Here is a 21,182-nt window from a genome sequence, read left to right as displayed (position 1 = left end):
GGATGAATCTATGGAAATTAAAAATGTTGTTGTTATTGGTGGAGGCGTTTTAGGAAGTCAAATTGCTTATCAAGCAGCTTATTGTGGTTTTGATGTAACGATTTGGCTTAGAAGTGAAGGAAGTATAGGAAGATGTCAGCCTAAATTAGATCATTTAAAAGAGGTTTATCATGCTACGATTACTTTAATGGATAGCGATAAAGGAAAGACACCTCAAAATTGGGCCATGGGTATTAGTGATTATGAAGATTTTGATAAAGAACAATGTTTAGAAAAAGCTAATAAGGCCTATGAAAATATTAAATTAGAATTAGATTTACAAAAAGCAGTCAGTGATGCCGATTTAATTATTGAATCAATGGCTGAAAATGTAGAACAAAAAATAGATATTTATAAAAAAATGGCAGATTTATTACCTGAAAAGACAGTTATCGTTACGAATTCATCTACATTATTACCATCGAAGTTCGCTAAATATACAAAACGTCCAGAAAAATATTTATCATTACATTTTGCAAATAGTATTTGGAAAAATAATATGACAGAAGTCATGGCACAAAAACAAACGGATCAAAAATATTTTGATTTGATTATGGATTTTGCTAAAGAAATAAGAATGATTCCATTACCTGTAAGAAAAGAAAAATCAGGTTATTTATTAAATTCAATGCTTGTTCCTTTATTATTTTCAGGAATGGATCTCTATGTTAATGGTATAAGTGATCCTGAAAGTATTGATAAAGCTTGGACACTTGGTACAGGTGCTCCTAAAGGACCTTTCCAAATATTAGATACAGTAGGACTTACAACTGCATATAATATTGTTTCTATGTATTTGAAGGTTCCATCATTTTTAGCTCCTTATAATTTTAAAGGTATGGCTAAGATGTTAAAGAAATATATTGATGAAGGAAAACTTGGTATGTCTTCAGGAGAAGGTTTCTATAAATATTAGAAGAATCGTTTTGATTCTTCTTTTTTTGTCAAAATGAGAATATTAAGTAGATTATTGGAATGAAATTTCCAAGTTTTTTATTTTTTTAACAAAAAAAGAAGAAAAAAGTAAAAAAATAAACGATATATATAGCAGGAGGAACTACTTATGCAACAATTAAATCTTATAACAAGCTCTAATAAAACAATCATGTACGATCAGTATTGTAAAATGCTGATAGGACATCCTTATATGCTTTCTAGAATCATTTCTTGTTTTGTTGAAGAAGCCAAACATCTTTCATTAGATGAAATAAAAAAGCTAATTAAAGGAGTCCGTATTGGTGATAAAATCGTCAATCCTCATTTTCATTTAATGGATAAAGAAGCTTTTATCAAAGATGAAGGATTGATGTGCTATGATATTTATTTCTATATCGATTTACCACAGCTAGATCAATCAACCAAAAGAGTCTACATTAATATTGAAATTCAAAACAAGACAAGTCCAGGATATCATCTTGTCACAAGAAGCATCGCTTATAGCTCAAGAATGATTTCCAGTCAATGGGGAAGAGAATATGATAGTGAAAATTATGATGGAATGAAAAAAGTGTATTCATTTTGGATCATGCCACAAGCTACAAAGAGTAAAGATGGCTGTATCAATCAACTCAAAATAGCAGAAAATCATTTAAGTGGAAATTATGAAGAAAAAATAGAAAATTATGATAAAGAAGAACAACTTATGATATACTTAAGCAAAGGACATAGTCCTAATGATAAGTATGAAAGCTATGATGAAATACTAATGCCTATAGGCGCATTATTGAATAATACATTGAATTATCAAGAAAAGAATGAAGTAATAAAAGGATATGGCTTGGATGATGAAGAATTTGAAGAAAGGATGAGAGATATGTGTAATTTAGGAGAAGTTATCGAATTAGAAGCGTTGGAAAAAGGGACAAAAAAAGGGACACAAAAAGAGAGAATTAGAAAGAATATAGAATATGTAAGAAAAATGATGACAAAATTGCAAATGACATTTAAAGAAGCAATTCAATTTTTAGAAATTCCTGAAGATGAAGAAAAAGAGATAGAAGAATATTTTAAATCATAGAATAAAAAAATTAAATATAATTCTTATTTTTTCAAATTATGAAATGAAAGAGTTCCTTGTTTACTAAGTGCTATAATACATTTAGAAAAACGGAGGTAGAGAAAATGAGTTTTCCAAAAGATTTTTTATGGGGTGGAGCTATTGCTGCTAACCAATATGAAGGTGCTTGGTTGGAAGATGGGAAACAACCAAACGTTACAGATGTACTTGTAGGTATTATGTCTAAAGATCCTGGTATTCAATGGAATGAAGATAAGAAAAAATATGAAATGAAATTAAATTCTGATAAAGTTTATTTATCACATGATGCCGTAGATGGGTATCATCGTTACCGTGAAGATTTAAAATTAATGAAAGGTATGGGATTCAATAGTTTTAGAACTTCTATTGCTTGGGGAAGAATTTTCCCTAATGGGGATGAACTTGAACCAAATGAAGCAGGTCTTGCTTATTATGATGATATGTTTGCATGCATGAATGAATTAGGAATGGAACCTGTCATTACTTTATCACATTATGAAACACCATTACATTTAATTACTGAATATGGTGGATGGTCTAATCCTCAATTAATTGATTTTTGGTTACGTTATGTAAAAACTGTTTTTACACGTTATAAAGGAAAAGTTAAATTCTGGCTTACATTTAATGAAGTCAATGCGTTATTTAGAATGCCGCTTGTTGCTGGCGGGGTTTTAACAATTAAAGATCCTAAAGATCCTAGTGATCCAATTGGTTCAACTACAAAACAAGATCAATGGGATGCTTATCATAATATCTTAGTCGCAAATGCGAAAACAGTTCAATTAGGACATGAAATTAGTGAAGATTACCAAATTGGCTGTATGATGACAGCTTCATCAGTAGCTACTTATCCATATAACTGTGATCCTTTAAATGTTGTTGGAACTTTAGATGCTCAACGTATGAATATTTTCTTTATGGCAGATCCATTCTGCTTAGGTATTGTACCAACTTATTTAAAGAAAGTATGGAAAGAAGATCAAGTAAATGTAGAATTTAGTGATGAAGAATTAAAATTGATTAAAGAAAATACAGTTGATTTCTTATCATTTAGTTATTATCGTTCAACAACATTTGATCGTGATGTGAACTTAAAAGTAGATACAGGTGGACTTACATGCCGTGATAATCCATATCTTAAAGATAAAGCACCTCAACCTTGGGGATGGGCTGTTGATCCGGTAGGATTACGTTATACTTTAAATGTTTTATATGATCGTTATCATTTACCATTATTAATTGTAGAAAATGGTGTTGGTTTAGATGAAAATATTGATGAAAAAGGTGAAATTCATGATGATTTCAGAGTTCATTATATTGAAGAACATTTAAAGAATGTTAATGATGCTATTGAAGATGGTGTTGATTGTCGAGGTTATTTATATTGGGGACCAATTGATGTTGTATCAGCTGGTACTGGTGAAATGAAAAAACGTTATGGTTTTGTTTATGTAGATCGTTTTAATGATGGACATGGTACGCTAGAAAGAAAATTAAAAGATTCTTATTATCGTTATAAAGAAATAATTGAATCTAATGGAGAAGTTTTATTAGAGGATGAATAAGGTGTGATTTTAAAAATCACATCTTTTTTTGATATTTTTTTAGTGTAATCATATATGATGATAAAGGGGTAAGCAAGATGAATACCTATGTATAACTTATTGTATGAATGGTATCTTATTTATCATGACTTATGAGATTTGCATATTTTCTAGTTAAAGGAATTAAAGAATCCTTTTTTGATTTTTAGCCATAGTATCCACCTCTTTAAGACAAGTATATAATATTTTAAAAAAGTGATAGATTATACTCCTCGGTTTAAAGTAATAATAACGGTGTTAAATCAAAAAATGTGTCAGATGGTTAATTAAGTTTTTTAACAATGTAATTTCTTTTATTTTTGTTTTTGATAAGAATAAATTGATTTTTATTTAAGAAAAAATATAATAAACATCATAGACAAATCATGAACAGGTTTTTCTTCCTTAAATAATTTTTTGACAATAATATTCTGAAATTTGTACAAGACTTGTAGAATTTATTTGAAGGCCATTTGGTCTTTTTTTTATCTTTTTTATAGGTTTGTGTTATAATTGATGAAAAGAGGTGAAAAAATGGAACACTCAATTAAAGCAGGACTTATGATTACAAGTGCCTCTGATTATAATATGGAAATATGCCGAGGAGCAAATGAAGCGTGTAAAGAACTGGGAATAGAACTTGTTATCTTTTTTGGTGGTTCAGTTGATCCAAATGTAAAGTTTGTACAATCTTCTGATTATCAAAAAGCAAATGTCTATGCTTTTGCAAATTATTTAGATTTAGATTTTTTAGTTATTCCCGCTTCAAGTATTTGTCGTACGGATCAAAAAACAAGAGAGGCTTTTCCAAAATATTTTCATATACCAGTAGTTACTTTAAATTCACAAATAAAAGATTATCCTTTTGTTGTCTATAATAACAAAAGAGCTGTTTATGATGCTGTAAGTTATATGATTGAAAAAAATCATTGTCAACATATTGGAATTATTACTGGTTATGATAGTGGGGTTACTGCAAAGCAAAGACTTGCAGGCTATCAAGAAGCCTTATCAAGTCATGATATGCTTTTTGAAGAAAAGTATATTTTATCGACACCTGGTTATAATATTGATTCAGGGAATTTAATGAATAAATGGCTTCAAGAAAATCCTGAATTAGATGGAATTATGTGCGTGACGGATGATATTGCTTATTATTTATATCGTGAATTAGAAAAAATAGGGAAACGTGTAGGTAAAGATATTATGGTGTCTGGTTTTGATGATAAACCAGAATCAACACATATGGTTCCACCGCTTGCTTCTTGTCATGCGGATGCTTCTTTTATTGCTTATTTAGGAATAAAACAAGGCTATGATCTTTATAAAAATGGTTCTACACAAAATCAATATATAGATGCCCATTTTATTCCTCGTCTTTCTGTTGATTGTGAAAACCATGAAGAAACTGAAATTGGTGAATTTATTCTTTTTTGTAGAGCTGAAAAAGAAAGTAATGAATATATAGCTCAAGGAATGACACAATATGTTTTTGATAATAAATTGGTTTATAGTTCCAATTATCAAAAAACTGTATGGAGTTTCTTTACTTATTTATTGGATCTTTCGGTAAAAGATTGTACGAAACATTGCGTTTATCAACAAATAGGAGATTATATTAATTTGATTTTTAATGAAGATGATATTCGTTATTTGGATTTAGAAAGACTCTTTTTGTGTCTATCATTTTTAATAAATACTGAAAACTACCTCAACATGGAAGATAAAATAAAACTCCAGTCTTTTAAACAATATATTTATTTACAAATGATTAGTAGTTATAATTATCTTCTTTTGTTAAAAGAAAAGCGTTATACAAGGAGAATGAGAAGTATTGGACAAGTGAATAAAGGGATGTTGTTTGAATCTTTGAATGATGATATTTATGCTATTGCGGATAATATACCTTCTCTAGGTATTCATAATGCACAGCTTTATCTTTTTGAAACACCTGTTATGACTTATGAATTTAGACCATTTATCATGCCAAAAACAATGGAATTAATTATAAATGTAGAAAATGGCCAAAGACAGCCTATTAAAAATACACATGTGTTACTAAAAGATGTTTTAAATCTTGCAAAGCAACCTTATAAAATACTTACAAGCATTTACTCTAATGAAAATTTTTATGGCTTTTTGGTGACGGATTGTACATATTTTGATTTAGAAACACTTGAATATCTTTCTAATCAAATTGGGATATCTTTAAATGTCAATGCCATTGTTAGAGAACTAAATAGTATTTCTAATACAGATGAATTAACTCATATTTATAATCGACGAGGACTGATTCAAAATATTAAACTTCTTTATAAAGAATATAAAGAAGTTTCTGAAAATCTTTATTTCTTTATAGGAGATTTAGATAATTTAAAATATATCAATGATACATTTGGACATGACCAGGGAGATAAAGCAATTCAAATAGTATGTGAAATACTAAATGATATTTTTCAAACACATGCTGTTATTGGACGCTTAGGTGGCGATGAATTTGGTATTGCGTTTACTTGTAAAAATGAAGATTTTATTATTCATATTGATTCATTAATTCAAGAAAGAACACAATATTTTAATGAAAAATACCAGTTACCTTATTATGTCAGTTTATCCTATGGAATAAGTGTCTTTGACTATAATAGTCCTTTTGATTTAAATCATACCATTAGATTGGCGGATTCATTAATGTACGAAAGAAAAAAGGAAAAACATTTACAAAGAGGAAAAAAAGGATAAGGAGGAACTATTTTGAAAAAAAACAAAATAAATCTTTCAAGAGAACAATTGGAAGAAGCTATTCAATTATTTAATCGAAGTATGGATGATTATTTATATCTTTTTGATATTCAAAATGATTATTATAGTATTTCAAAACATGCCGTAAATCGTTTTTGTTTGCCAAGTTATCATTTTTGTGATGCAACAAAAGCCCATAACTATTTTGTTTATGAAGACGATCTTCCTTTATTATTTGATGAGTTCAATAAAATTAAATCGGGAGAAATTACTGAGCATAGTTTACATTATCGTTGGTTAGATCGACAACATAATCCAGTTTGGATCAATTGTCGAGGTGATGTGATTTTAGATGAATTTAATAAACCTTTATACCTTATTGGTTGTGTTAATGAAATTGGAAAAAGACAAAAAGCAGATAATATTAGTGGACTTTTAAGAGAACCAAGTTTAGAGGAGTATATTTCTTCTAAAAGTAAAAATAATATTACAGGTTATTTTATGCAAATTGGTATTGATGATTTTGAAGAAATCAATGGGCGTTTTGGTTTAAAGTGTGGAGATGAAATTTTAAAACAGTTTTCTAGGTGTATGCAATCGTGTATCAATGAAAATCAAAAGATTTACGAATTGGGAAATGGTCGCTTTATAATTATGGACTTAGCAAATCATACAAAAGAAGATATCTTAGAACTTTATGATGAATTAAAAAAATCAGTTGAGGTTGCTTTAGAAGAGAGTGATTATCGCATAGTTTATACGATTTCAGTAGGGATTGTTGAGATTGATAAAGAAATGAAAGACTATGATACACTTATTAAATATTCAGAATTTGCTTTAAACGAAGCTAAGAAAAAAGGAAAGAATAGTTGTTATTTCTTTACACAAGATAAATATAAACAATTCATTCGAAGAAGAGAAATTCGCGTTGGATTACAAAATGCAGTTGATCACAATTTTAAGAATTTTGATGTTTATTACCAACCAATTATTGATATACATACAAGAAATCTTATAGGTGCAGAAGCTTTAATGCGTTTTAAAATGAAAAGAAATGAACAAATTGAATTTGTTTCACCAGCAGAATTTATTCCTATTTTAGAAGAATCTGGTTTAATTATTCCTACTGGTCGTTGGATTTTAAGACAAGCGGTTGCTTGTTGTAAAAAGTGGCAAGAATTTATTCCTGAATTTAAGGTGAATGTTAATTTGTCCTATGTACAAATTATTAAAAGTAGGATATTAGATGAAATTAAACAAGCTTTAAAAGATTATAACTTAAAACCTGCTTTGTTAGGAATTGAGGTAACTGAATCAGGTTATTTAGAAAATACATATCATTATAAAAAACTTTGGTCATCATTAAAAGAAGAAGGAATTACGCTTGTTTTAGATGATTATGGAACAGGTTATTCAAATGCATATCGTTTAAGCAATTTAACACCGCATTATATTAAAATAGATCGTGTTTTAACCCAAAAAGCACTTTCTTCAAATTATGAAAGAAGTATTTTGATTTATATTATTGAAATGGCACATTCTTTGAAATTGAATGTATGTATTGAAGGTGTTGAAACGGAAGAAGAGCTTCAAGAAATCAAAAAATTAAATCCAGATTATATCCAAGGTTATCTTTTTGGGAAACCAGCGCCAGAAGATGAGTTTTACAATCGACAAATTAAGAAGAAATAATTCTTCTTTTTTGAATTTTACATAAACTTGATAGATGGTAGATTGTTGAAGGTGTAAAATGTTTTTATATTAAATAAGAAAGAGTGTATAAATTATTATATATTGGGGGAATAAAAATGAACGTATGCCGAGAAAATAGAGAGTTATCATGGCTTAAATTTAACGATCGTGTTTTAATGCAAGCAAAAGATCCACAAGTACCACTTGCGGAAAAGTTAAGCTTTATTTCAATTTATCAAACAAATTTAGATGAGTTTTTTATGGTACGTATAGGATCACTTTATGACCAAATGTTATTTTATCCAGATTCCAAAGACAATAAAACAGGAATGACGGGTTTAGAACAATTAAAAGCATGTTTAAAAAAAGTCCATTATCTTAATAAAAAGAAAGATCGTATCTATGAAAATGTGATGTCGGAACTTGGACAATCAGGATGGTCAGTAATAAAATATAAAGATATTGAAAGCAAAGAAGACCGCCGTTATTTTGCTGATTATTTTGAAAGAGAATTACTACCACTTATTTCACCACAAGTTATTTCTAAAAGACAACCATTTCCATTTATCAATAATCGTGAAATGTATGTCGTTGTACATCTTGAATCGAAAAAAGGTAAAAGGAAAATGGGAATTATTTCTTGTGCTAATGCAATGGATGAAAGACTGATTGCACTTCCAAGTCAACCACAAAAATTTATTTTAGTAGAAGATATTATTTTACATTTTGTTTCACGTATTTTTTCTAAATATTCTGTAAAAGAAAAAGCACTTATTCGTGTAACAAGAAGTGCGGATATTGATGAAGATGATCATTCATTAGAAGGGCATGAAGATTATCGAGAAATGATGGAAAACTTGATTAAACAAAGAAGAAAACTTTCGCCAATGCGTTTAGAGATGACACCAGGATTGGACGAACTTGAAGTACTTATGTTGATGAATTTCTTGAATTTAAAGAAAAATCAAGTTTTCATTAATAATTCACCTCTTGATTTTGGTTTTGTGGGTGAATTAAGAGATCGTTTAAGATATATTTGTCCAAGTATGTTCTATAAACGTTTAGAAGCAAGAAATAATGCATTCGTTGAAAATAGAGTACCAATGATTAAACAAATCTTAAAAAGAGATTTATTACTTTCTTATCCGTTTGAATCTATGTCACCATTTTTAAGACTTTTAGATGAAGCAAGTAATGATAAAAATGTGGTAAGTATTAAAATGACACTTTATCGTGTAGCAAAGAATTCTAAAATCGTAAAATCTTTAATTAAAGCAGCAGAAAATGGAAAAGAAGTTGTTGTTTTAGTTGAATTAAGAGCGCGTTTTGATGAAGAAAATAATATTGGTTGGTCGAAACGTTTAGAAGAGGCCGGATGTCGTGTGATTTATGGTTTAGATGGTTTAAAAGTGCATTCTAAATTATGTTTAATCACGTATAAAAATGAAAAAGGAATTCAATATATTAGTCAAATTGGTACGGGAAATTATAATGAAAAAACATCAAAACTTTATACAGATTTATCATTAATGACTTCTAAATATGAAATCGGAGAAGAAATTAATGGAGTCTTTAATCATTTATGTTTAGGTGAAACCGAAAATCATACAGATTTACTCATGGTAGCACCACATTGTATGATCAGTCATATCTTTAAGTATATCGATGAACAAATCGAACTTGCTAAACAAGGAAAAGAAGCTTATATTGGCTTTAAATGTAATTCGGTAACCAGTAAAAAGATGATTGATAAGCTTATTGAAGCAAGTCAAGCAGGGGTTCAAATTGATATGGTTGTAAGGGGAATTTGTTGTCTTATTCCTGGTGTTGAAGGAGCAACAGAAAATATTCGAGTTCTATCAATTGTTGGAAGATATTTGGAACATTCTAGAATTTATATTTTTGGTAAAAATAATCCAACTGTTTATATTTCTTCAGCTGATTTAATGACACGAAATCTTGAAAGACGTGTTGAAGTGGCAGCGCCTGTATTAGATGAAAAATTAAAACATAAGTTACTAACAATGTTTGATTGTATGCTTCGTGATAATGTAAAAGCATGTTCGTTAGAAAATAATGGTAAATACAAACGTATAAAAAATAAAAATAGAGAAATGAATAGTCAAGAATACTTTTTTAAAAATGATGTGAAATAGGAGGAGTTTTATGAGAGTTGGAATTCTTACAAGTGGTGGTGATTGCCAAGCACTTAATGCGACAATGCGTGGTTTAGTAAAAGCACTTTACCAACAAAGAAAAGATATTGAAATTATTGGCTTTTTAAAAGGTTATCAAGGATTGATGTATGAAAAATATAAAAAGATGTCTTTAAGTGATTTTGAAGATATTTTAAATGTTGGTGGAACGATTTTAGGTTCTTCACGTTGTCCTTTTAAAAAAATGCGTGTTATTGAAGATGGCTTTGACAAAGTTGAAGCAATGAAAAAAACATATAAGAAATTGAAACTTGATTGTCTTGTGGTTTTAGGGGGGAATGGTTCTTTAAAATCGGCGAACATGTTAGCACAAGAGGGTTTAAATGTGATAGGACTCCCTAAAACAATCGATAATGATACATGGGGTACAGATTATACTTTTGGTTTTCAAAGTGCTGTGGATATTGCAACAAACTATTTAAATGAAATTGAAACAACCGCTAAAAGCCATAGTCGCGTTTTCGTTGTAGAAATCATGGGACATAAAGTAGGACATATTTGCTTACAGGCAGGTATTGCAGCAGGAGTGGATGCGATTTTACTTCCAGAAATTCCTTATGATATTAAAGTGGTTGCAAAAAAAATCAAAGAAAATCAAAAAACAGGAAAAGAATATACAATCATTGCTTGTGCAGAAGGAGCTATTAGTGAAGAAGATAGTCTTTTATCGAAGAAAAAATACAAAGCAAAAGTTGCAAGTCGCCAAGGACGTTCGGTTGCTTATGAAATCGCTGAACAATTACAAGAGTTGATTCCTAATGAAATTCGTGTGGCGTTAGCTGGACATATTCAAAGAGGAGGAAATCCTTGTAGTTATGATCGTTTTATGGCAACACGCTTTGGGGTATATGGGGCAAATCTTCTTTTAAACAAAGATTTTGGAAAACTTGTTGTTTTTGATAAAAATGAAATCAAAGCGATTCCTTTAAGTGAAACAGCAGGTAAATTAAAATTTGTTGATCCTGAGTGTGAAGTTGTTTCGAGTGCTAAAAAAATGGGGATTACATTTGGCGAATAAACAGCATATAATGGTGTTTTTTCACATCGATAAATAGTGTATAATAAAGCTATGTTGATATGAATGAAGGTGTATTATGAGTAGTGAAATAATGAGTTTAGAAATGGATGTTTTTTGTTTATTGTTATTGATTCGAATTTTATATCAAATGTATATCAATCGTGAACAAAATGATCATAGGAACTATTTTTATCATACCATTGCTTGGGCTTGTGTTTATTTGTTTATGGATGCAATTTGGATCATGAATGTAAAACATCTTCTTACTTTTAATAAGATTCAAAGTGGAATATTTAATAGCTTCTATTTTTGTTCACTAGCAATGCTTGTTTGTTCTTGGTATATTTATGCTCAAAAAACATTTCATTCAACTGTTTTTGAGCATAAAAAACGCTTAGTGCTTACTTTTATTCCACTTATTTTTTTTATAGGATCTTCTTTGGTTTCTTATTGGACACATGGATTATTTGTTATTGATCAAGCAGGAAACTATCATCGTGGCAAATTGTTACCATTCTATTTTTTAATTTTATTTGCTTATATCCTTTATCTTTCAATAAAAGCAGGATATTTATCTAAAAAAGCAAAGAATTACTTATATCAAAAGGAATATAAAGCGATTGCTCGTTTTTCTTTTCTTCCTTTTATTACTGCGTTAATTCAAATTACAGTAGATCATTTACTTATTTTTAATCTAGGACTCGCATATTCAATTTTTATTGTTTATAATTATTTTCAACAAAACCTTATTTCATTAGATCCACTTACCAAAATCAATAATCGAGAACAATTGGATATTTATTTAACAACGAAAATGAAAGAAAATCATCAAAAAAAAGATCTTTATTTATTTTTATTAGATATTGATCAATTTAAAAAGATAAACGATGAACTTGGGCATGTTGTTGGAGATCAAATCATTTTAAAGACAGCCGATATATTAAAACAAATTGCACATTTACATAATTGTTTTATTTCACGTTATGGTGGAGATGAGTTTATCATCGTATGTGAAAGAGATAAAAATGAAGAGATAATGCCTGTATTTAATGATTTACAAAGATTATTTCAGCAATCTCATGAAGGTTTACCAGATTTTAGTGTGAGTATTGGTTATGCTAAATATGATGAGTCATTAAATTATATTCCAAAATTTATTGAAAAAGCAGATCACTATATGTATCTAAATAAAAATGTGAAAAAGTGATAAAAATGAGTCATGGAAGGAGTATGTGTATGCCAAAAAGAAAAGCGAAAATATTGATTGTTGATGATGCCCAGATTAATCGAATAATTTTATGCGAATTATTGAGGGATCAATATCAAATTTTAGAAGCAGAAGATGGAAAAAAAGCTTTAGAAATAATGAAAGAAGATAAAATGATTGATTTAGTCTTATTAGACATTGTAATGCCTAATATGGATGGGTATCAAGTTCTTGAAAAGATGAAGGAACAACGTTATTTAGAATATCTTCCTGTTATTATTATTTCTTCAGAAGGAAATACGACTTCTATGGAAAAGGCTTATGAACTTGGAGCGACTGATTATATCAGAAGACCTTTTGAAAGTTATATTATTAACCGAAGAATTAAAAACACTTTAATGCTTTATGAAAAACAAAAGAAACTGGTTCATTTAGTAGAACAACAAATTCAAAAAAGAGTAAACAATAATACGACATTAATCAATGTCTTAGGACATATCGTTGAATTTAGAAATGGCGAAAGTGGTTTACATATACAACATATTCAAACGATTACAAAAATGCTTTTACTACAATTGGGTAAAAAATCGCACGAATATAAGTTAAGTGATGCAGATATCTTACTTATTAGTACAGCTTCATCTTTACATGATATTGGAAAAATTTCGATTGATGAAAAGATTTTAAATAAACCGGGACGACTTACAAAAGATGAATTTGAAATCGTGAAACAGCATTCTTCGATTGGCGCAGAAATGTTGAAAACAGTTCCTAACTACAATAATAATGATTTATTGGAGTATGCTTATCAAATATGTCGTTGGCATCATGAAAGATATGATGGACATGGCTATCCTGATGGATTAGTTGGTGATCAAATTCCTATTTCAGCACAAGTTGTTTCAATTGCGGATGTTTATGATGCTCTTACGAGTGAACGTTGCTATAAAAAAGCATATAGTCATGAACAAGCTATGAAAATGATTGTTGATGGGCAATGTGGGGTTTTTAATCCTCTGTTATTGGAATGTCTTTGTGATATTAGTGAAGAAATGAAAGCGTCTTTATTTGAAAATGAAAATTATGCAGATCAAGCAGTTGTTTCAAAGATGACAGATGAGCTAGTTATTAAACAATTTAGAAGTGAAATGCCTAAAGAAAAAAATAATGAGTCTCAAAACAGAAAATTTTTTCAGGAAATGACATTTGAATACGATGCATTTAAAGATGCTGTTTATATTTCTTCACAAGCAGCAAAAGATCTAGGAATTGATGAAATAATTTATCACCCAAAAAATCATGAATTTTCTTTTTTTAATAAATCAACAATTAAATTACTTAAGGATAAACTCAAAGAAACAACACATTTAAATCCAGAGGTTGACTTAAAGATTTATGCACATATTGGAAAACAAAAACAATGGTATCATTTACAAGCAAGTACGAGATGGAATGGAAGTGTTTATAAAGGATTTGTTGGAAAACTTGTTAAAGACAACAATATTCAAGTTATACATAATATTCAAGAAAATATTTCTTTAAAATATACATATACTGAAATAAAAGATTTTATTGAATCCTTAAAAGATATTTTTACGGTTGTTCGTTTGATAGATTTTCAAAAACATCAATCCGCAAAAGCAGAGAATGATCAAATAGAAATTATTGAAGGCAATTGTTATGATTACTGGAAAAGAAAAGATGTTTGTGTCAATTGTATTTCTAAGCAAGCGTATATCAAAAAAGGGCAAGCTTTTAAATTAGAATTTGTTGATTATAACATTTATGCCATTATTGCGCAGTATGTAGAAGTGGATGAGCGCCCTTGGGTCTTAGAACTTGTTTATAAAACAAAAGAAGATATTATTTTAGGAGCTCATGGAAAAACACGATTCTTAGAAAATATCGTAACTTATAATAAAGAGTACTATACAGATGTTTTGACTGGTGCTTATAGTCGACGTTATTATGAAGAATACGTTCAATACATCAATGATGTATCAGCAGTAGCAATGATTGATGCTGATAATTTCAAAGCAATTAATGATCAATATGGTCATAATGCTGGCGATCAAGCGATCAAAGCTGTTTCTAAAGCTATTCAATCATGCATTCGACCTGATGATATCTTTATACGTTATGGTGGGGATGAATTTGTACTTATTTTCCAAGATATTCATTATGATGCTTTTACAACTCGATTGTATCAAATTAGTGAATGTGTAAAACAAACAAAAGTAGATGATTATGAAGATTTATCATTATCAACTACTGTTGGGGGTATTTATGGAAATTCAAAAGTCAATGATGCAATTAAAAAAGCCGATAAATTGATGTATGAAGGAAAGAAATCAAAGTGTTCGGTCGTTGTAAAGAAAACAAGTGAGGTGGACTAAGGTTCACCTTTTGTATTTGTCAAGTTATTTTATAATACTGAAAAAAGTAAGCGTTTTTTCAAGGATAAGCTATAATGGATTTTGAAATTTTGTATATCAAAACAAGGAGGAAGAAAAATGAGTTTTCCAAAAGGATTTTATTGGGGTGGAGCAACAGCTGCTAACCAATTAGAAGGTGGCTGGCAAGAAGGTGGTAAAGGTATTTCTTGTCCGGATATTTGTACAGGAGGAACTGCTACAAAAAGTAAAAGAATTACACCAGTATTAGAAGAAGGGACATTCTATCCAAGTCATGATGCGATTGATCATTATCATCGCTTCAAAGAAGATATTGCGTTATTTGCGGAAATGGGATTTAAAATGTATCGTTTTTCTATTGCATGGACACGTATTTTCCCAAATGGTGATGAAGATAAACCTAATGAAGCAGGTTTAAAATTCTATGAAGAATTAATTGATGAATGTTTAAAATATGGTATTGAACCACTCATTACAATTTCTCACTATGAAGTACCATTTAACTTAACAAAAAAATGGAATTCATGGGTAGATCGTCGTATGATTGATTGTTACTTAAATTTCTGCAGAGCTATTTTTACTCGCTATAAGGGAAAAGTAAAATATTGGCTAACATTTAATGAAATCAATAGTGCAACAACAGCAATGGGAGCATTTTTAGGACAAGGTATCTTAAATGAAATTAAAGAAATGGAATTTATGGATCAAGTAGACGTTCCTCAAAACCGTTTCCAAGGATTACATCATCAATTTATAGCAAGTGCTTTAGCAGTAAAAATGGCACATGAAATTGATCCAAACTATCAAGTAGGATGTATGCAAATCATGGCCACAAGTTATGGCCTTACATGTAATCCAGATGATCAAATTGAAAATCAACAAAAAAATCATTTAATGAACTGGTTCTGTAGTGATGTTCAATGCCGTGGTAAATACCCAAATTATATGGAAAGATATTTCAAAGAAAATAATATTGAAATTAAAATGGAAGAAGGCGATGAAGAAATTCTTGCAACTGGTCCAGTAGATTTCTATACATGTTCTTATTATATGTCAAATTGTCAAACTGCTGATAAATCAAAAGAAGGTGGAAAAGGAAATATCTTAGGTGGAGTTCCTAATCCATACTTAAAAGCTTCTGACTGGGGATGGCAAATTGATCCAGTTGGTTTAAGATATTCTTTAAATGAAATCTATGATCGTTATCAATTACCGATTTTTGTTGTAGAAAATGGGTTAGGTGCTTATGATACAATTGATGAAGATGGTAAAGTAAGAGATAGCTATCGTATTGATTATTTAAGAAGTCATATTGAACAAATGCATGAAGCTGTTTTAGATGGTGTTGATTTAAGAGGATATACACCTTGGGGATGTATTGACTTAGTATCAGCTTCAACTGGAGAAATGGCAAAACGTTATGGATTTATCTTTGTGGAAAGATATGATGATGGTACAGGTGATTTTGCTAGAAGAAGAAAAGAATCTTTCTATTGGTATAAAAAAGTTATCGAAACAAATGGAGAAGATTTAAAATAATAGTAAAAGAGCTCAATTGAGCTCTTTTATTACTTTGTTATAAAATTAATACCACGTGCTTGCGAGTGATAACTCTATAGCTTTAGCGTTAAGCAAAAAGCCTCCAGTGATAAACTAAAAATAGCTTAACAGTTAGAAATAGAAATCAAGAAGATAATATTTAGATAGATTTACTCCTTTTAGTAACAAACAACCATGCCATCTTTATCGAATTAATACCTAAATTTATTGGCAAAGATAGTTGTAATGCGTTATAATCATTTTGTTTTTCATATATAAATTATATAACAAAAAAGAACAATGTTTCAGCTTTTGCTGTTTCATTGTTCTTTTTCTATTTTTGACTGTCAGGCTTCGGTAAGTGAAGACTTTGGAAGTACATACCGCGTCTTTTAGGCATGTTTATTACTATTGTGGTAAAGTATCTTTGTAATTAGAATAATCATTTTTTACAACATCAGCATAAGCTTTATAAGCCTCTTCAAGTGTATTGTATTGTTTTTTTCCATCTATGTATGATTTATATTGACTAGAACCACTTTTACCGGTTGGAGCGATCGCTATATATGGTTTATGAGCACTATCTTTTCGTTTTCGTGCAGTCGTTGATGATGAAATGTAGAATTTTCCATCAGCTGTACTAATAATGACAGGAATTTGTGTGTTAGCATTGATTTTATCTGTATCAACTGAAGTCCAAAATAAATATCTTTCAGATTCTTTTCCTTTTTTTGCGTTTCCATAATAGGCCCATGTACCATGGTTTAATAAACTCTTATTTTCAATCTGTTTGTTTAATTCTGGAACCATTGTTGAACCATCACATTTTGAATCAATTTCAAAAAAATCTCTATTTTTAAGATCATTTTCTAATAAACCGCTATTATTTAATGCACTATGTAAATTAGATGAAAAATCAATAGTAGATTCTTCTGCCTTACTTCCTTTCCAATTAAAAACAACAGTATTCTTTTCTTTGTTGTATGAGATTTCACAAACACCACCGGCTTTAGGAATTCCTTTCCAGTTATCAGTGTCAGGGTCTGATTTCTTGTGCGTAATACCAGCAATAGTTACAGAATCAAAAGCTTGCCAATCATCTTTCTTTTGTGTAAGTTCTACTTCTCTTACAATATCTGTTTTATATCCTGTTTTTCCCATCGCAATGATATCTGTACAAGCAGCACGAACGTTGATGAGGTCACGCGATTCTCGACTTTCTTCAAGGTATCCTTGACAAGCTGGAATAGCGATAGCTGCAAGAATGGCGATAATTAGAAGAACTACTATTATTTCTACAAGAGTAAATCCTTTATTTTTTTTTCATAGGCACCCCTTCTTTAATGAATGATTTATTTTACTTTATCATATTTTTATTAATTTGTGAGCATTTATGAGCTTTTTTTGTTTCTTCTTCTAATACTTTTAAAAAATATTGTGCAGGTTTAGAAAGGACACGATATTTTTTCCAAATAAAGGCAAGTGATGAAGTGATTTGTGGATCAAGGGGTCTAAAACACAAAGAACTTTCCCCACTTGTATTAATGAGGTTTTTTAAAGAAATCACAGCTCCATTACATTCCTTTGTTAGAATACTGGCATTGTAAATTAAGTTATAGGTTGCAATAATATGATATTTAGAAAAATAAGGATTGGCCCAGTTTTCTATTTGTTTATATTTTAATTCTTGTGAGGAACAAAGAAGAGGAACATCAATTAAATCTTGAGGAGTAATCGATTCTTTTAAAGCAAGAGGATGTTCTTTGTTTATATAGATTCCCCATAAGTCTTGATAAGGTAAAGATAAATGATTGTATTTATAAATATTAGCAGGTTCAATAATCAACCCAAAATCAATTAAACCTTTTTCAAGACGATCTGTCACATCTTGTTCATTACCACTGAATAAATGGAATTGGATACGTGGATAATCTTCTTGTACACGTTGAATGGCTTTACAAATGATTTCGATGCCTAACGTTTCTCCACTGCCAATACATACTTCACCACTTAAAGTTTCATCGAATAACATAATTTCACTTTCTGTTTTTTCAACCAAACTGACAATTTCTTCAGCACGTTGGCGAAGTAAAATACCTTCTTCAGTTAAAGTAATCTTACGATTACCACGAATGAAAAGCTGTTTTTGTAAATGATCTTCAAGTTCTTTCATTTGTCTTGATAAAGTGGGCTGAGTCACGTTTAAGCTTTCAGCTGCTTTTAAAATTGTTTCCTCTCTTGCAATCGCAAGAAAATATTGTAGAAGTCTAAATTCCATGATTTCACATCCTTTGTTTTTATTTTAAAGCTCTTTGTTATGCCTTGCAAGTATAGAAATATATTTGTTATAGGTATTTGATAATATAGAGATAAAGAATTACAATAATAAAGGAAAGTGGTGATAGCTTTGGGAAAAGAAGTAATTGAAGAATTAATTATGAATTTAAAAGATGCAGGATGTGATGAAGAACTTATTACAAAGTGTATTAAAAAATATAATAATGATGATTTGAAGATGTTGATAAAATCATTACAGTGTCATCGTTGTTGTTTATTAGATAAATTGCATGAGGAACAAAAGAAAATAGATTGTTTAGATTATTTAATATATATGTTAAAGAAACAAATGAAGGAGGATTAAGATGGAATTAGTTAAACAAGCTTATCTAAAAGGAGAAAGAGCTTTATTTAAAAGTCATGATTTAAAAGTTGAAGATAGTATTTTTGCTGATGGAGAATCGCCTTTAAAAGAAAGTGATCATATAGATATTAGTGGAAGTATTTTTAAATGGAAATATCCTTTATGGTATTGTAATCACGTCAATGTAGAAAACAGTACCTTACTTGAAACTGCTAGATCAGGTATTTGGTATACTCATCATATTAATATTAAAAATAGTGTCATTGATGCGCCTAAGACCTTTAGAAGAGGGACACATATTTCTTTAGAAAATGTCAATATGGTTAATGCTCAAGAAACCTTATGGAAATGTAGTGATATTAAGTTACATAATGTGGTTGCTAAAGGTGATTATTTTGGAATGAATAGTGAAAATATTGAAATTGATGGTTTGAATTTATCAGGAAATTATTGCTTTGATGGTGGTAAGAATATTACTGTTAGAAATTCTAAACTTGTTTCAAAAGATGCTTTTTGGAATTGTGAAAATGTCACGGTTTATGATTCAGTAATTATTGGTGAATATCTTGCATGGAATACGAAAAATACTACTTTTGTGAATTGTACAATTGAAAGTTTACAAGGATTATGTTATATCGAAGGATTAAAGATGGTAAATTGTAAATTAATTAATACCACTCTAGCTTTTGAATTCTGCAAAGATATTGATGCACAAATTGTAAGTCATATTGATAGTATTACAAATCCTATTTCTGGTAAAATTAGTGCACATAGTATTGGTGAAATGATTATTGATGATCAAATCATTGATCCAAGTCAAACAAAGATTCAATTAAAGGAGATGTAAAGATGTACGATTTTTCAAAGATGACCAATCGTTTTAATACAAATTCATATAAATGGGATGTTAAAGAAAATGAACTTCCTATGTGGGTAGCTGATATGGACTTTGAAACAGCTCCAGCCATTATAGATGCTTTACATAAAAGAGTGGATCATAAAATCTTTGGTTATAATACGGTACCTGATGATTATTTTGAAGCTTATCAAAATTGGTGGGAAAGAAGACATCATTTTCATATGGAAAAAGATTGGATGATGTTTGTTACAGGAGTTGTTCCTGCTATTTCTTCGGTAGTAAGAAAAGTGACAACAGTAGGTGAAAATGTCTTGATTATGTCACCAGTTTATAATATTTTTTATAATTCTATTTTAAATAATGGAAGACATGTTTTATCAAGTGACCTTGTTTTTGATGGGAAAGAATATCATATTGATTTTGAAGATTTAGAAAGAAAACTTTCTTTAAGTCAAACAACATTAATGATTTTCTGTAATCCCCATAATCCAATAGGTAAAATTTGGGATAAAGAAACTTTACAAAGAATTGGTGATTTATGTGCAAAACATCATGTTATTGTTTTAAGTGATGAAATTCATTGTGATATTACCAATCCTCAAAAAGAATATATCCCTTTTGCTTCCGCTTCAAAAACAAATTTAGAAAATACAATTATGTGTATTGCACCAACCAAAGCTTTTAATATGGCAGGGATGCAAACAGCCTGTATTGTTGTAGCTAATGAGGTATTAAGACATAAAGTTAATCGTGGAATTAATACAGATGAAGTAGCAGAACCAAATAGTTTTGCAATTTGTGCAACGAAGGCAGCCTTCAATCAAAGTGAAGATTGGCTTAATGAATTAAACCAATATATTCAAAACAATAAAGATTATGCGATTTCATTTATTCAAAAAGAAATGAATGATGTTTATGTAGTGCCTACAGAAGCAACTTATCTTTTATGGATCGATTGTCATAAGGTATGTTTAGATAGTGTTGAACTCACTTCTTTTATAAGAAAAAAAACAGGACTTTACGTAAGTGATGGTCTTGAATATGGTGAAAATGGAAAAGCTTTTATTCGTGTGAATGTAGCTTGCCCATTTGAAAGATTAAAAGATGGCTTGAATCGTTTTAAAGAAGGAATTTATTTGTATCAAAACAAATAAATTCTTTTTTTAAAGAAAAACGTATAAAAAAAACACAATA

At 29.5% G+C, this 21,182-nt stretch carries 15 protein-coding genes and 1 pseudogene; 13 read left to right on the top strand and 3 right to left on the bottom strand.

Going from position 1 to position 21,182, the window contains the following annotated elements; translation table 11 throughout:
• Nucleotides 1-10: 10 nt before the first annotated feature.
• The 10 genes from Fi14EGH31_RS11205 to Fi14EGH31_RS11160 all read left to right on the top strand — a co-directional run bounded on the left by Fi14EGH31_RS11205 (nt 11) and on the right by Fi14EGH31_RS11160 (nt 16,488).
• Entirely contained in the window at nt 11-955 is a 945-nt protein-coding gene (locus tag Fi14EGH31_RS11205; protein ID WP_107029580.1) for a 3-hydroxyacyl-CoA dehydrogenase, read from the top strand.
• Nucleotides 956-1,102: 147 nt separating this feature from the next.
• Entirely contained in the window at nt 1,103-2,056 is a 954-nt protein-coding gene (locus tag Fi14EGH31_RS11200) for a hypothetical protein (RefSeq protein ID WP_117831657.1), read from the top strand.
• A gap of 104 nt (nt 2,057-2,160) precedes the next feature.
• Nucleotides 2,161-3,645, top strand: a complete 1,485-nt coding sequence (locus Fi14EGH31_RS11195) for a glycoside hydrolase family 1 protein (RefSeq protein ID WP_107029578.1) — start codon at nt 2,161-2,163, stop codon at nt 3,643-3,645.
• Between the two features lie 552 nt (nt 3,646-4,197).
• Complete coding sequence (locus Fi14EGH31_RS11190; RefSeq protein ID WP_200764819.1) at nt 4,198-6,402, top strand: GGDEF domain-containing protein; 2,205 nt, start codon at nt 4,198-4,200, stop codon at nt 6,400-6,402.
• 12 nt (nt 6,403-6,414) lie between these two features.
• The gene (locus tag Fi14EGH31_RS11185; RefSeq protein WP_200764818.1) at nt 6,415-8,094 is read left to right on the top strand and encodes a sensor domain-containing protein; all 1,680 of its coding nucleotides are present in this window, start codon (nt 6,415-6,417) and stop codon (nt 8,092-8,094) included.
• A gap of 116 nt (nt 8,095-8,210) precedes the next feature.
• Nucleotides 8,211-10,250: a polyphosphate kinase 1 gene (gene ppk1, locus Fi14EGH31_RS11180; protein ID WP_117831652.1), complete on the top strand. Its 2,040-nt coding sequence runs from the start codon at nt 8,211-8,213 to the stop codon at nt 10,248-10,250.
• Nucleotides 10,251-10,260: 10 nt separating this feature from the next.
• Nucleotides 10,261-11,328 (top strand): 6-phosphofructokinase, encoded by a 1,068-nt coding sequence (locus tag Fi14EGH31_RS11175; RefSeq protein ID WP_107029574.1) that lies wholly within the window; start codon nt 10,261-10,263, stop codon nt 11,326-11,328.
• 76 nt (nt 11,329-11,404) lie between these two features.
• Nucleotides 11,405-12,535, top strand: a complete 1,131-nt coding sequence (locus tag Fi14EGH31_RS11170) for a GGDEF domain-containing protein (RefSeq protein WP_118347306.1) — start codon at nt 11,405-11,407, stop codon at nt 12,533-12,535.
• Between the two features lie 29 nt (nt 12,536-12,564).
• The gene (locus tag Fi14EGH31_RS11165) at nt 12,565-14,931 is read left to right on the top strand and encodes a diguanylate cyclase (RefSeq protein ID WP_200764817.1); all 2,367 of its coding nucleotides are present in this window, start codon (nt 12,565-12,567) and stop codon (nt 14,929-14,931) included.
• A 117-nt stretch (nt 14,932-15,048) separates the two neighbouring features.
• Nucleotides 15,049-16,488 (top strand): glycoside hydrolase family 1 protein, encoded by a 1,440-nt coding sequence (locus tag Fi14EGH31_RS11160; RefSeq protein ID WP_117346515.1) that lies wholly within the window; start codon nt 15,049-15,051, stop codon nt 16,486-16,488.
• A gap of 408 nt (nt 16,489-16,896) precedes the next feature.
• Here Fi14EGH31_RS11160 and Fi14EGH31_RS11155 read toward each other — a convergent pair whose 3' ends face one another.
• The 3 genes and pseudogenes from Fi14EGH31_RS11155 to Fi14EGH31_RS11150 all read right to left on the bottom strand — a co-directional run bounded on the left by Fi14EGH31_RS11155 (nt 16,897) and on the right by Fi14EGH31_RS11150 (nt 18,766).
• The gene (locus Fi14EGH31_RS11155) at nt 16,897-17,649 is read right to left on the bottom strand and encodes a hypothetical protein (protein WP_234697779.1); all 753 of its coding nucleotides are present in this window, start codon (nt 17,647-17,649) and stop codon (nt 16,897-16,899) included.
• Between the two features lie 90 nt (nt 17,650-17,739).
• A pseudogene (locus Fi14EGH31_RS15595) lies at nt 17,740-17,799 on the bottom strand (prepilin-type N-terminal cleavage/methylation domain-containing protein); the annotation flags it as partial.
• A 46-nt stretch (nt 17,800-17,845) separates the two neighbouring features.
• Entirely contained in the window at nt 17,846-18,766 is a 921-nt protein-coding gene (locus tag Fi14EGH31_RS11150) for a LysR family transcriptional regulator (protein WP_107029569.1), read from the bottom strand.
• A gap of 129 nt (nt 18,767-18,895) precedes the next feature.
• On the opposite strand from Fi14EGH31_RS11150, the gene Fi14EGH31_RS11145 reads away from it, so the two are divergent.
• Genes Fi14EGH31_RS11145 through Fi14EGH31_RS11135 form a run of 3 tightly spaced genes read left to right on the top strand, consistent with a single transcriptional unit; the run spans nt 18,896 to nt 21,142 of the window.
• Entirely contained in the window at nt 18,896-19,129 is a 234-nt protein-coding gene (locus Fi14EGH31_RS11145; RefSeq protein ID WP_199596392.1) for a hypothetical protein, read from the top strand.
• A 1-nt stretch (nt 19,130) separates the two neighbouring features.
• Nucleotides 19,131-19,976 carry a DUF3737 family protein gene (locus Fi14EGH31_RS11140; RefSeq protein ID WP_200764816.1) on the top strand — a complete coding sequence of 282 codons (846 nt, stop codon included), beginning with the start codon at nt 19,131-19,133 and terminating at the stop codon, nt 19,974-19,976.
• 2 nt (nt 19,977-19,978) lie between these two features.
• A complete protein-coding gene (locus Fi14EGH31_RS11135; protein ID WP_200764815.1) occupies nt 19,979-21,142 on the top strand; it encodes a MalY/PatB family protein in 1,164 nt (387 codons plus the stop codon).
• Nucleotides 21,143-21,182: the final 40 nt, after the last annotated feature.

Source organism: Faecalibacillus intestinalis, from assembly GCF_015097455.1.
GTDB lineage: Bacteria > Bacillota_I > Bacilli_A > Erysipelotrichales > Coprobacillaceae > Faecalibacillus > Faecalibacillus intestinalis.
Note: the sequence above shows the minus strand (reverse complement) of the source record. Positions and strands in the feature narration are given on the sequence as shown.

What these genes read in the sequence shown, in the direction of transcription:
- Fi14EGH31_RS11205 (WP_107029580.1), top strand. Translation starts at nt 11, where the DNA reads ATGGAAATTAAAAATGTTGTTGTTATTGGTGGAGGCGTTTTAGGAAGT.
- Fi14EGH31_RS11200 (WP_117831657.1), top strand. Translation starts at nt 1,103, where the DNA reads ATGCAACAATTAAATCTTATAACAAGCTCTAATAAAACAATCATGTAC.
- Fi14EGH31_RS11195 (WP_107029578.1), top strand. Translation starts at nt 2,161, where the DNA reads ATGAGTTTTCCAAAAGATTTTTTATGGGGTGGAGCTATTGCTGCTAAC.
- Fi14EGH31_RS11190 (WP_200764819.1), top strand. Translation starts at nt 4,198, where the DNA reads ATGGAACACTCAATTAAAGCAGGACTTATGATTACAAGTGCCTCTGAT.
- ppk1 (WP_117831652.1), top strand. Translation starts at nt 8,211, where the DNA reads ATGAACGTATGCCGAGAAAATAGAGAGTTATCATGGCTTAAATTTAAC.
- Fi14EGH31_RS11175 (WP_107029574.1), top strand. Translation starts at nt 10,261, where the DNA reads ATGAGAGTTGGAATTCTTACAAGTGGTGGTGATTGCCAAGCACTTAAT.
- Fi14EGH31_RS11170 (WP_118347306.1), top strand. Translation starts at nt 11,405, where the DNA reads ATGAGTAGTGAAATAATGAGTTTAGAAATGGATGTTTTTTGTTTATTG.
- Fi14EGH31_RS11165 (WP_200764817.1), top strand. Translation starts at nt 12,565, where the DNA reads ATGCCAAAAAGAAAAGCGAAAATATTGATTGTTGATGATGCCCAGATT.
- Fi14EGH31_RS11160 (WP_117346515.1), top strand. Translation starts at nt 15,049, where the DNA reads ATGAGTTTTCCAAAAGGATTTTATTGGGGTGGAGCAACAGCTGCTAAC.
- Fi14EGH31_RS11155 (WP_234697779.1), bottom strand. Translation starts at nt 17,649, where the DNA reads ATGGGAAAAACAGGATATAAAACAGATATTGTAAGAGAAGTAGAACTT.
- Fi14EGH31_RS11150 (WP_107029569.1), bottom strand. Translation starts at nt 18,766, where the DNA reads ATGGAATTTAGACTTCTACAATATTTTCTTGCGATTGCAAGAGAGGAA.
- Fi14EGH31_RS11140 (WP_200764816.1), top strand. Translation starts at nt 19,131, where the DNA reads ATGGAATTAGTTAAACAAGCTTATCTAAAAGGAGAAAGAGCTTTATTT.
- Fi14EGH31_RS11135 (WP_200764815.1), top strand. Translation starts at nt 19,979, where the DNA reads ATGTACGATTTTTCAAAGATGACCAATCGTTTTAATACAAATTCATAT.